Here is a 12086-nt window from a genome sequence, read left to right as displayed (position 1 = left end):
GCAAGGGAGATGGCCAAGTATAGGATGCGCCGCGCCGTAATGCAACGTTTGATGTATAGTCTTTTTAATTTACATCATTTGATGTTTTTGCGTAGGCGCCCAGTCTCCGCAACTGGTTTTCCGCCGCGCCGATGGCGTGCACGGCATCGGGCCCCGCGCGCGCCACCAGCAATTCCACCAGGCTTTCCACGGCCGCGACGCCGGCCACGATGGAGGGGAAGAACGAGGGGCTGTCGATGGCGATGACGATGCTGGCATCGGCCTGCAGGGCCAGCGGCGACATGGCGCTGTCGCTGATGGCGACCACCTGGCAGCCGGCCTGGCGCGCCGCCTGCGCCACCAGCAGCGCTTCGCTCGAATACGGCGCGAAGCTGACGACGACGACGGCCTCCCCGGCCTGCAGGGCGCGCAAGTCCATTTCCAAAGTGCCGCCCTGGCCGCTCAGCAGCTGCACGCTGGGACGCAGCAGCCGGTACAGATAGTGCAGGGTGTAGGCGATCGGGTGGGCGGCGCGAAAGCCCGCCACGTGCACGCGGGGCGCCGCCTGCAGCAGGCTGGCGGCAGATTCCAGGGCGGCGTGGTTGGCGCTTTCCGTGGCGGCCAGGTTGCGCTGCTGCACCGTGAACACTTCGGTGACCAGATTGCCTTCCTTGCCAGCCAGCGCGTTGGCTTTTTCAGCATACCCGGCCGGTCCCGCGCGCAGGCGCTCGACGAAGATGGCTTTGAGTTCCGGCCAGCCGGCAAAGCCCAGTTGCTGCGCCAGGCGCACGAGGGCGGCCGACTGCACCTGGGCGCGCGCGGCGATGCTGCGCATCGACGACACGGCCACTTCGTCAGGGTGGTCGGCCAGGTAGCGGGCGCCGGCCTGGAATTGCGGGCTCAGTTCCGCATGGCGCGCCTTGATCAGGTCCATCAGTGCCGCATAGGAATCGTGGGGTGTCGCTGCCTGCATCGCCGTGCCTCATTGGATAGGTTGCGGCGATGGTACAGGATTCGTCAGCGCGCCGGTAGCGGCACGCCTTGCGCCAGGGCCGCCGTGCGCGGACGCAGGCGGGCAAACAGGTGCGGCCCGGCCGGCTGGCGGCGCGGCCCCGTCGTCAGCACGCGCAAGGCGGTGGGCAGCGGCACGTCGTGGCAATGCAAAAACAGGGCGGCGGCGCCCGTGCCGGCCATTTCCTGCAAGGCCAGCGCATGTTCGACCAGCGCCGCCGTGCGCATGTCGAGCCGCACCGGGATGTCGGGTTGAAATAACTGTGTCCTGAGTCGTCGCGTGTCGTCCATCGCCACCTCCTGCCGGGCTTTCCAGCTTAGAACGATGGCAGAAGACGATATTGCGAAAAATCAAGATCCCTTTACGGCATGGCCGGGCGTGCCCGTGGATCGTCGCCAAATGTTTCTAACTGTGTCACGGCGACAGCTGCGCCGCGATACGTGGCTGGCATCCAGGCGCAGGCGCTGACCGAGGTCAGGATGGCTGCGTCCAGCGCCGCACTGCCGCTGCTGTCGACCATGCTGGCCCAGCGCGCCTGACCGTCGGTGCCGACCTGGAAGCTGGCCGTGGCATAGCTCCTGGGCGCATCGGCAGGATAAATGAAGGGCGGGCATCGCTGCGCTATTTTGATCGGCGAGACGAGGCGCTCCTCGGCTGCGGCCGCATCATCGGACGGCTTGGCGGGCGGTGGGAGCTGGCTGAAGAACTTGCCGTTGAGGCTGAATTTTTTCTGCTCCAGGCGCAGGGTCGTACGCAGTTCGTGTTTCACGATGCTGGCGTACCCGTCAGCTACCAGCTTGCTGACGAGCTGATCGCCGATCTGCCTGGCATCGCTGCGGCCCAGATGGCGGCCGATAACCTGGCTGATTTCCTGAATCAGCGGCAGGGGCAGGCGGATATCGAGGCGGATGTGGAGTTTGTCCGCGACGCTCTCGCTGCGCACCACGTCGCGCTCGTTCAAGGTGTTGAAACCGATCTGGCCTTTCAGGCTGGCGCGGTGGCCGCGGTAGCTGGCGCCCAGTTCATCGATGACGATGGTGGCGCCGGCGTTGATCGTCTTCATGGTGAATTGTTGCACCTGCTCCAGCATGGCCGTGGCTTGCTGCGCGCCGTTGCCGGCCTGGGACTGGAGGCGTGCCATGTTTTTCTTCAGCGCGGCATAGCCATTGCCGTCAAACTTGACGATGCGCATGCCGAAGCGGAAGTCATCGATGTCCACGCCAGCCATGCTGGTCTTGTGTACGCCACCGGTGTAGCGCAACTCGTCAAATTGTTTGCCACGCAGATGGTGCGTGTCAAAACGGATCTCTTCGAGCCGCAGCGTGGGACTGCCGGCGATGGCGATTTGTGCCAGTCCCATGCGATTGCGGCTTTTGCCATACCAGTTGCCGTTGCTTGCCTGGCGCTGCACGCTTGCATGATCAAGGCCCAGCAGCAAGAGATTGTCTGCGCCGATCGTGATGTTCAGCATCTTCCAGTCGCCCGAGGCTGTCAGCTGGCGACCCTTGTCGCTGGTCTCGAAAGTGGCGAGCAAGGGCGAGAACAGGTAGTGCTGGCCGTTTGGCGCGGCGACATTGGCACCGCTCTGGCGCACCGCGAAATGTTCCTTGCCAGGGGCCGGTTGTGTGCGCACCACGCTCAGTGGCTCGCTCGTGCCAAAAATGGTGACGAGCTTTGCCTGGGTCGTTGCCGACCAATTGTCGGGGAAATTTCTCAGCAGTTGCAGCAGCTGGGCATCGGCGCCCGCTTTTTCCTGCCATTCGCGGTGCATGGCAAGCATGGCGTCGTTCAACGGATTGGCAGGCCGGGCGGCTTGCGCGGTGGCGGCAGTGTCAGCCTGGGGTGCCGATTTGTTGGCGACTGCAGAGGGTGACGCGAGCAGCATGGCTGCCAGCGCCAGATGCGTATATGTATTGTTCAAAACCAGCCTGATTGAGTCGGGGTGCAGCGGATGGAGTGCGGCAGGCGTCGATTGCGTCAAGCAAAAATGGCGAAGCCGCGAGATGCCCTATTATCCATTGCCTAAAAGAAATTGTCATTGGGCAATTTTCGCATGGCACAAGCTGGCGCCAAAAAAAACGCCAACCGTTGCCGGCTGGCGCTGAAAACCCTCGCAAGGAAGAAAAAGTTATAGATTTCAACGACGTATCGACGCCTGACAAAACCATCGCGAGCGGCAGTGATTTGTGGCCGAGAAGCGCAGCGGCACTGTAGTGCCGTGAGCATCGCCGGCCGCAAAGCGCGCCGCGCAGCCGGTTTGGTCAGGTGTCCACTAGTAGCTCCAGCGTACCGACAAACCGACGACCTTGTCATAGCGCCGCACGTCGCGCACATAGTCCGGCGTGTCGTGGTAGTCGCGGTAGGTCGAGTCGAGCAGGTTGTTGGCGTCCAGGGTCACCGTGGTATTCGGGTTGAGTTTGTACGACACCGACGCGTCCAGGGTTTTCGTCGGCGCCACGGTCAGGTGGATGCCCTTGCCGCGGTAGTTGTAGTCGTCGACGTACTTGTCGCGCCAGCTGTAGGCCAGGCGCGCCGACCATGGTCCCTGTTCGTACAGGCCGACGATGTTGGCCGACCATTTCGACATGCCCGTGAACGGATGTATGCCGCCATCGAGTTCTGCCAGCTCGCCCGTCATGTAGGTGGCGTTCGCCTGCAGGCCCAGGCCGCTCATCCAGCCTGGCAGCTTGTCGTAGAACTGCTGGTAGGCCATTTCCAGGCCTTGCAGATGGCCCTTCGACGTGTTGCGCGGACGCGTGATGTCGTACACGATGCCGCCATACGTTTCCTTGGCCGAGCCGGACAGGATGTAATTCTTGAAGTTGTGGCGGAACACGGTGGCCGTGACGGAGCCCGTCTGCGCGAAATACCATTCCAGCGCCACGTCGAGGTTCTTGCCTTCCACGGGTTTCAGGTCGGGATTGCCGCCACTGCCCGTCGGGCGCACCATTTCCAGGCTCTGGCCCAGGGTCACGCCGGGATTGAAGTCGGCGAAATTCGGGCGCTGTACGGCCTTGCCGGCCGTCAGGCGGGCGATCAGGTCCTGGCGCAGCAGGGCTTTCAGGGTCAGGCTGGGCAGCACGTCCGTGTCCGACGTTTTCACGCGCACGGGCGTGATGATGCCGTTTTGCGAGGAATTGCCTTGCAAGTCCTGCTTGGTCTGCACCACGCGCACGCCCAGAGTGCCATCGACCGGCACTTGGGCCAGGTCAAAGCCGATGCGCGCCTTGCCGTACACGGCATTGGTTTTTTCCACGTCCATGTAGTGGCTCATCGGATCGTCGGGGCTGCGTTCGCTGCTACCCGTAAACAGCTGGCGCAGCACGCCCGTGTTGTTGAGCATGAAGTCGCGGCATGGCGTGAGCCAGCTTTGCAGGCCGAAGTTGCCCGTGTTCTCGTGCGAGGTACAGGCCAGGCCGGGAATCGCGTCCGCGTACATGGTCGACGTCAGGCCGCCCTGGCCATTTTTTTCGCGGATCGATTCGGCCTTGCGCTTGGCCATGCGCACGCCGCCCGAAAATTCGCGGAAGAAGCCCGTGCTGTCCATGTCGTAAGTGACGTCGGCGCGCCAGTCGGTCGAGCTGCCTTCGTCGTGGCTGTGGTTATCGTAGAAGCCGAGCAGCGTATAGTTTTTCGGGTCCAGCATGTTGTAGCCGGGGTAGCTGATCTGCGCGCCGCCGTTCACGTTCGTGCTGCCGATGATGGTGGTGGGGTGGGCGAGGAAGTCGAGGATGGGGAATTCACGCTCGAAGTTGCTCACCGTGCGCGCCAGTTCCGTGGTGGCGCGCAGCTGCGGCGTGATGTCCCAGCGCGCGCCGATGGCGCCTTGCGAACCGATCGAGCGGTCGCGCCGCGCCTGGGTCGAACCGAGCGTGAACGGCGACCAGGGGCCGTCGATCTTGCCCACCGTGGCCGCCTGGGTGGTGCCGGGGATCAGGGTGATGTCCGGGTTCTGGCCCCAGGGCAGTGTACCGACGAAGAACTGGCTGTCGAACGCGTGCTTGATCAGGGTCGACATGCCTTCCGCATACACTTCCACCTGCGAGTTCGGACGCCACTGGAAGGCGGCGTTGGCCGCATAGCGCTTGCGGTCGCCCACGGTCGGGATCATGCCGACGGAATCGGGACCCGTGATGTTGCCCGCTTCGGGGCGCTTGACGGGTTCGGCGTTCCAGATCGTCTCGTCATAGTATTTGCTGCGCTGGTAGGACAGGCCGAGCAGGGCGCCGAATTCGCCGTATTGGGTTTTCCAGCGGTTCGAGACCATGCCGCTGACGTTCGGATCCGTCGAGCCGGACTTGTCGCGGTGCTCGGCGCGCACGTTGCCCGATGCGGTAAAACCCTTGAAGTCGAACGGGCGGTTGGTGCGCACGTCGATCACGCCGGCCGTGCCGCCTTCGACCATGTCGGCGCCCTGCGATTTGTAGACGTCCACGCGCTGCAGCATGGCCGTCGGGATGTCGGCCAGATACAGGCTGCGGCCCACGGAGGTGAACATTTCGCGGCCGTTGAGCAAGGTCACCACGCCGGGCAAGCCGCGGATGACGACGGTGCCTGCTTCGCCGCCTTCGCGGCGCACCTGCACGCCCGTCACGCGGCCGAGGATTTCGGCCACGTTCTTGTCGGGGAATTTGCCGATTTCATCGGCGACGATGGAGTCGACCACCTGGTCGTTGTTCTTCTTGATCGTCTGCGCGCTTTGTGCCGCCCTGCGCACGCCCGTGACGGCGACGACGGCGATGCCGGCATTGTCGGCTGGCGCCGCCACTGGCGCTGCTTCTGCCACTTCTGCCGCCGGTGTCTCCACGGCGGGCGCCTGTTGCGCCCGGACGGAAGCGCTGCTCAGCAGGCCTGCGCCGGCCAGCGCGGCCACCGTGGCCTTCAAGGTCAATCGTGTGTTTTGCCTGGGCGTGCGGCTGCCCGTTGCCATCCATTGCTTCATCTTGTCTCCACCTGTATTGTAGTTATGTTGAGAATGCCGCGGCAGTCACCGCCAGAGCTGGAACTTGCTCAGGAAGCATGGTAGGGGGGATGACTTTGCCCCACAAATGACTTCTTTTGCGATGTCAATACCGATTCCGGTATCCCTGCTGCATTCATGCGCCCTGGCGGCGCGTCTGCGCGTTGTCGGATCCGGCGCGTGCTGCAGCGGAGGTGTCAGGCGGCGCAGGGCGCGTCGCTGTGCGCCAGCCATGCCATGAAGTGCGCCTGCGGCATGGGGCGGGCAAAGTAATACCCTTGCAATTCATCGCAGCCGGCGTGGCGCAGCACGTCGGCATCGGCCGCGCTTTCCACGCCTTCGGCGGTGACCGTCAAGCCCAGGGTATGGCCCAGGCCGATGATGGTTTTCGTCACGGCCAGGTTTTGCGGCGAGCCGTGGATGTCCTGCACGAAGCTCATGTCGATTTTCAGCTTGTCGAGCGGGAAGCGGCACAGGTAGTTCAGGCTCGAATAGCCGGTGCCGAAATCGTCGATCGACAGTGCAAACCCCAGCGCCTTGATGGCGTGCAGGGTGGCAATGGTGTCGTCCACGTTGTCCATCAGGATCGATTCGGTCAGTTCGAATTCGATCTGTCCCGGCGTGACGGGAAACTCGCGCAGCACCTCGCGCAAGGTGGCCACCAGGGTGCCGCTTTTCAGCTGGATGGCCGACAGGTTGATCGACACGGCGATCTCGCCCGCGCCTGCCTCGCGCCATGCCAGCTGCTGGCGGCATGCTTCGCGCATGACCCATGCACCGATGGAGACGATCAGGCCCGATTCCTCGGCGGCGGGTATGAAGCTGTCGGGCGCGATCAGGCCGTGTTGCGGGTGCTGCCAGCGGATCAGGCTTTCCACGCCATTGACGCGGCTGCTTTGCGCATCGATGCGCGGCTGGTAGTACAGCACCAGTTCCTGGCGCTCGATGGCGTGGCGCAGGTCGCTTTCCAGGTGCAGCTGCTGCAATTGCTGCTCCTGCATCTGCGGCGTGAACATGCGCGCATGGTCGCGCCCTCCGCTCTTGGCCTGGTACATGGCCGCATCGGCGTGGCGCATCAGGGTATCCATGTCGTCGCCGTGGTCCGGATAGATGGCCACGCCCACGCTGCACGAGACATACAGCGCGCTGCCTTCCACCTGGTGCGGCTCGCGCATGGCCGGGATCAATCGCGTGTCGAGCAGCGCGCCGATGGCCTCTGCGTCGCCGATGCCGTTGAGGATGACGACGAATTCATCGCCGCCCAGGCGGCTGACGGTATCGCCTTCGCGCACCAGCTGCAGCAGGCGCTTTGAGACCGATTGCAGCAGCGCGTCGCCCACATGGTGGCCCAGCGCGTCGTTGACGTGCTTGAAACGGTCCAGGTCGAGGAACAGCACGCCCACTTTTTCACCGCTGCGGCGCGCCTGCGCGATGGCGGCCGTCAGGCGCAGTTTCGACACGTGGCGGTTCGCCAGGCCCGTCAGCGCGTCGTGGTGGGCCATGTGCTCGATCTGCCGCTCGCTGGCCTTGCGTTCGCTGATGTCGAGCGAGCTGGCGATGAAATGCGTGGTGACGCCATCGAGGTCGCGCACGGCGTTCATCACCAGCCAGGCGGGATAGCTTTCCAGCGACTTGCGCTGCACCGAGATTTCTCCCTGCCAGTAGCCGCGCCGCGCCAGGGTCTGGCGCAGGCTGTCGAGCTGCTCATGGCTGTTTTGCGGCGACAGCAGGAAGGCCGGGCGCTTGCCGATCAGCTCCACCATGTCGTACAGCGAATGGCGGCGGAAGGCCTGGTTGACGGTGATGATGCGCATGCCGGCGTCCATCACGATCAGGCTTTCGGCCGAGGCCTCGAAGACCTTGGCCCACAGTTCCAGGCGCGACTCCATCAGCTTCATCTTGTTGATCGGCGTGAAGGTCGACAGCACGGCGCGCTGGCCCTGGTAGTCGATCAGGCGCGCGGAAATCAAGGCCCAGGTGGGCATGCCGCCGCCGCTCCAGCACACCTCGAATTCATCGACGGCGCCCAGGTCGCTCAAGCGCTGGAAGAAGCGCGAACGGGCTTGCGCACTCATGCCGCCCACCCATGGATCGAGTTCCAGGCCGCCCTGCCACGCGTGCGCGGCCTGGTTCGCGTGCAGCACCTGGTGATGCGGGATCGAGGTGACCATCAGCGGGATGGGAATGGCGTCGACCAGCTGGCGCTGCGCGTCGGCCGCGCTGGCGCGCGCCACCAGGTCCTGCTGCGCCATGCGCTGGAAGTCGAGCTGCTGCAGCATGGTATTGAAGGCGCGCACCAGGCGTCCCGTTTCATCCTCGCTGTCCCAGATGGCGCGCAGGCTATGGTTACCCGTTTCGCGCACTTCCTGCGCCACGCGCGCGAGGCGGCGGATGGGCAGGGCGATCTGCCGCGCGACGAAAAACACCAGGCCCAGTATCATCAGCAGCAGTAGCACGGCCGTGCCCAGATGCAGCCACATGCGCGTGAAAAAGCCGTCCACGCGCAGCTGGATCAGGCGGTGCAATTCGTTTTCCGCCGCGCGCCAGGCACGCTGCAGGGCCGCGACGGCCGCCGCATCGTGCCGCAGCAGCGCGGCGTTGCCATCGGCATGGACCGGCGTGCCGGCCAGCGCCTGGGTGCTGGTGCGAAACTGCGCCACGGCTTGCTGCAGGGCCGCGCGCGAGCCGTCCAGGTGCCGGCGCAGCAGCGGCGTGCTGGCAGCGAACGCCTCCGTGTAGTCGCTGCCGATGCCGCCCATGGTGGCGTCCATGCGGCCTTCCAGGATCAGGAACTGCGTCTGCAGGCGCTGGCGCTGCGCGCCTTCGGCCGTCGCCAGCTGCAGGGCCAGGGCGCGCGTGCTGTTGATCACTTCCAGCAGTTCCGGAAAGCGCAGGATCACCAGCGACATCGTGTAATAGCTGTCCAGGTCCGGGTCGAGGATCAGGTTCGACTGGTTACCCACGCGCGTGAGCAGTGCGCGTCCGGCCACAAAGGCGGGCGCGGGCGCCATGCCCTCATGTGCCGCTGGCATGCCGCCGGCCTGGCGCAGCAGGGCGGCAAATTGCGCATTCAGTTCGGCGCTGCGCATGCCGGCGCCGAAGCGGCTTTCTGCCTGCTCCACGGTCGCTGCCTGCGCGCCCGCTTGCGCCGTGCTGCGCGTCAGTGGCAGCAGCGCATCGCGGATGGCGGCGATGTAGGCGTTGCCCGCCATCTCCTTGCGCGAGAAATCGATGGCGATGTATTTTTCGTTGATGAGGATGCCGGAAATGAAGATCACGGCGGACAGGTCGAGCAAATAGATCAGCGCCAGTTTGCGCCCCACCGTCATTTTCCCGATCATGCGCGAGATTCTGCCCACCATGCGTGCCCCACCTTCTTGTCAGCCCCATATGTTTTCTTATGAGCAATTTTCATGCCTGAATATACAAGCTTGCAAGGGGGCTTTTGCACCATGCCGGTGCGTGCAGGGAGGCGGCGCGCGCCAATAAAAAGGGCGGCCCGCAGGCCGCCCTTGTGCGCAGTGATGTGGTGCTTAGGCTTCGGCGACGCGCATGGCGATGTGCGCCAGCGCTTCTTCCACCTGGTCGATCAGGATCAGGCACAGGTCGCCTTCACCGAGGCGCGCCAGGGCCTTGTCGATGGCGACGAATTCGCCGTTGATTTCATCGATATGGCTGGTGCGCTTGGCGCCGTTCAAGCCCTGGCGCAGCAAGGCCACCACTTCGCCGTCGGCGCGGCCGCGCTGGCATTGATCCTGGTACAGCAGCACGTCGTCGAAGGCGGCGCCGAGGATTTCCGTCTGCTGGCGGATGTCTTCGTCGCGGCGGTCGCCGGCGCCGCTGATGACCACCGAACGGCGCTTGGCCGGCATGCTTTCGACGGCCTGCACCAGGGCCAGGATGGCGTCCGGATTGTGGCCGTAGTCGGCGATCAGGGTGGCGCCCTTGTAATCGAACACGTTGAAGCGGCCCGGCGCATTGTCGGCTTCATTGGCAAAGGTTTTCAGGCCCAGCGCGATGGTTTTCCAGTCCAGGCCCACGGCCCAGGCGGCGGCCAGCGATGCCATGACGTTGTCGACCTGGAAGCCGATGGCGCCATTGCGCGTGATCGGCACTTGCGACAGGGCGATTTCGTGGCGTTCCTTGCCCTGCGCCGCGACCAGCTTGCCGTCTTCCACGTACACGACGCGGTTGCCTTGCGCGCGGTGCGTGGCCATCACGGGATGGGTCTTGTCGGCGGCGAAGAAGGTCACGGTGCCGCTGCAATTTTTGGCCATGCGCGCCACGGCAGGATCGGTGGCGTTCAGCACGGCCACGCCGCTGTCGGCCACGTTCTGCACGATCACTCTTTTGAGTACCGCGAGGTCTTCCACGGTGGTGATGTAGTTCAGGCCCAGGTGGTCGCCGGCGCCGATGTTGGTGACCACGGCGACCTGGCAGCGATCAAAAGCCAGGCCTTCGCGCAGCATGCCGCCGCGCGCCGTTTCGAACACGGCGGCGTCGACGTCCGGGTGCAGCAGCACGTTGCGCGCGCTGCGCGGGCCGCTGCAGTCGCCGCTGTCGATCTGGCGTCCTTCGATGTACACGCCATCGGTGTTGGTCATGCCGGTGCGCAGGCCCGAGGTGGTGAGCAGGTGGGCGATCAGGCGCACGGTGGTGGTCTTGCCGTTGGTGCCCGTGACGGCGACGACGGGAATGCGGCCGTCGTCGCCCTCGGCGAACATGGCGGCGATGATGGCTTCGCCGACGGGGCGCGGCCTGCCGAACGACGGCGCCAAATGCATGCGCAGGCCAGGCGCGGCGTTCACTTCGACGATGCCCGCGTTCTGCTCTTCCAGCGGTTTCAAAATGCTTTCGGAGACCACGTCCACGCCGCAGATGTCCAGGCCCACCATGTGCGCGGCTGCGACGGCGCGCGCCGCCACTTCCGGGTGCACGTCGACGGTGACGTCGGTGGCCGAGCCGCCCGTCGACAGGTTGGCGTTATTGCGCAAGATCACGCGCTGGCCGACCGGCGGTACGGATTCGGCCACATAGCCTTGCTTGGCCAGGCTGGCCAGGGCGATGTCGTCGAAGCGGATTTTCGTCAGCGAGGTGGCGTGGCCGCTGCCGCGGCGCGGATCCAGATTGACCTGGTCGACCAGTTCGCGCACCGTGTGCTGGCCGTCGCCCACCACTTGCGGCGGGTCGCGGCGGGCCGCTGCCACCATCTTGTTGCCGATGACGAGCAAACGGAAATCGTGGCCAGGCAGATAGCGTTCGACGAGGATATCGTCGCGGAATTCCTGCGCCGCGAGGAAGCCGGCAGTCAGCTGTTCGCGCGTGGTGACGTTGACGGTGACGCCCTTGCCCTGGTTGCCATCTTTTGGTTTCACGACGACGGGCAGGCCGATCTCGCAGGCGGCGGCCCAGGCGTCGTCCGCATCGATGGCGACGCGGCCATGCGGCACCGGCACGCCGGCCGAGTCCAGCAGCTTCTTGGTCAGTTCCTTGTCTTGCGCGATGGCTTCAGCGATCGCGCTGGTGCCATCCATTTCGGCGGCCTGGATCTTGCGTTGCTTGCTGCCCCAGCCGAACGTCACCAGGCTGCCTTCGGTCAGGCGGCGGAACGGGATGTTGCGGGCCACGGCGGCGTTGACGATGGCGCCCGTCGAAGGGCCCAGGCGCACGTCTTCATCGAGTTCCTGCAACTGGTGCAGGGCGCCGGCCAGGTCGAACGGCGCATCGGCCAGCGCGGCCTGGCACAGCTGCTGCGCCAGGGCCAAAGCCAGGCGGCCGACGGCTTCTTCCGAGTATTCGACGACGACCTGGAAGATGCCCGTTTCCAGCGTCGGCGTGGTGCGGCTGAAGGTGACGGGGCAGCCGGCTTGCGCCTGCAGGCCCAGCGCCGCCAGTTCCAGCACCTGCGCCATCGGCGCGGCGTTGTAATTGCCCAGCGGTTGCAGCGGGCTCAGTTGCGGAAAGAGTGCGCGCAGGCGGGCTTCGAAGCCGGGCAGCTGCGCGATGTCGAGTTCCTGCGTGGTGCAGGAAACAATGGCTTCCACGGCGGTGTCGTGGCTCCAGAGGTTAGGGCCCCGCAAGGCCCGTACGCGAGATACTTCCATAATTAAACCGTAATCCTGTTGTGTTCTTGTG

At 64.9% G+C, this 12086-nt stretch carries 6 protein-coding genes; all 6 read right to left on the bottom strand.

The window, feature by feature from the left end; translation table 11 throughout:
- Window positions 1-64 precede the first annotated feature (64 nt).
- Window positions 65-952 carry a MurR/RpiR family transcriptional regulator gene (locus CLU91_RS09925; RefSeq protein WP_100874018.1) on the bottom strand — a complete coding sequence of 296 codons (888 nt, stop codon included), beginning with the start codon at window positions 950-952 and terminating at the stop codon, window positions 65-67.
- A gap of 44 nt (window positions 953-996) precedes the next feature.
- Window positions 997-1281 carry a hypothetical protein gene (locus tag CLU91_RS09920; RefSeq protein ID WP_157814668.1) on the bottom strand — a complete coding sequence of 95 codons (285 nt, stop codon included), beginning with the start codon at window positions 1279-1281 and terminating at the stop codon, window positions 997-999.
- 71 nt (window positions 1282-1352) lie between these two features.
- Window positions 1353-2912 (bottom strand): DUF945 family protein, encoded by a 1560-nt coding sequence (locus tag CLU91_RS09915; RefSeq protein ID WP_100874016.1) that lies wholly within the window; start codon window positions 2910-2912, stop codon window positions 1353-1355.
- Between the two features lie 351 nt (window positions 2913-3263).
- Complete coding sequence (locus CLU91_RS09910) at window positions 3264-5933, bottom strand: TonB-dependent receptor (protein ID WP_100874015.1); 2670 nt, start codon at window positions 5931-5933, stop codon at window positions 3264-3266.
- 215 nt (window positions 5934-6148) lie between these two features.
- A complete protein-coding gene (locus CLU91_RS09905) occupies window positions 6149-9292 on the bottom strand; it encodes a bifunctional diguanylate cyclase/phosphodiesterase (RefSeq protein ID WP_232730694.1) in 3144 nt (1047 codons plus the stop codon).
- Between the two features lie 192 nt (window positions 9293-9484).
- Window positions 9485-12055 (bottom strand): cyanophycin synthetase, encoded by a 2571-nt coding sequence (cphA, locus tag CLU91_RS09900; protein ID WP_100874013.1) that lies wholly within the window; start codon window positions 12053-12055, stop codon window positions 9485-9487.
- Window positions 12056-12086: the final 31 nt, after the last annotated feature.

The sequence above is a fragment of the Janthinobacterium sp. 64 genome, assembly GCF_002813325.1.
GTDB lineage: Bacteria > Pseudomonadota > Gammaproteobacteria > Burkholderiales > Burkholderiaceae_D > Janthinobacterium.
Note: the sequence above shows the minus strand (reverse complement) of the source record. Positions and strands in the feature narration are given on the sequence as shown.

What these genes read in the sequence shown, in the direction of transcription:
- CLU91_RS09925 (WP_100874018.1), bottom strand. Translation starts at nt 952, where the DNA reads ATGCAGGCAGCGACACCCCACGATTCCTATGCGGCACTGATGGACCTG.
- CLU91_RS09920 (WP_157814668.1), bottom strand. Translation starts at nt 1,281, where the DNA reads ATGGACGACACGCGACGACTCAGGACACAGTTATTTCAACCCGACATC.
- CLU91_RS09910 (WP_100874015.1), bottom strand. Translation starts at nt 5,933, where the DNA reads ATGAAGCAATGGATGGCAACGGGCAGCCGCACGCCCAGGCAAAACACA.
- CLU91_RS09905 (WP_232730694.1), bottom strand. Translation starts at nt 9,292, where the DNA reads ATGATCGGGAAAATGACGGTGGGGCGCAAACTGGCGCTGATCTATTTG.
- cphA (WP_100874013.1), bottom strand. Translation starts at nt 12,055, where the DNA reads ATGGAAGTATCTCGCGTACGGGCCTTGCGGGGCCCTAACCTCTGGAGC.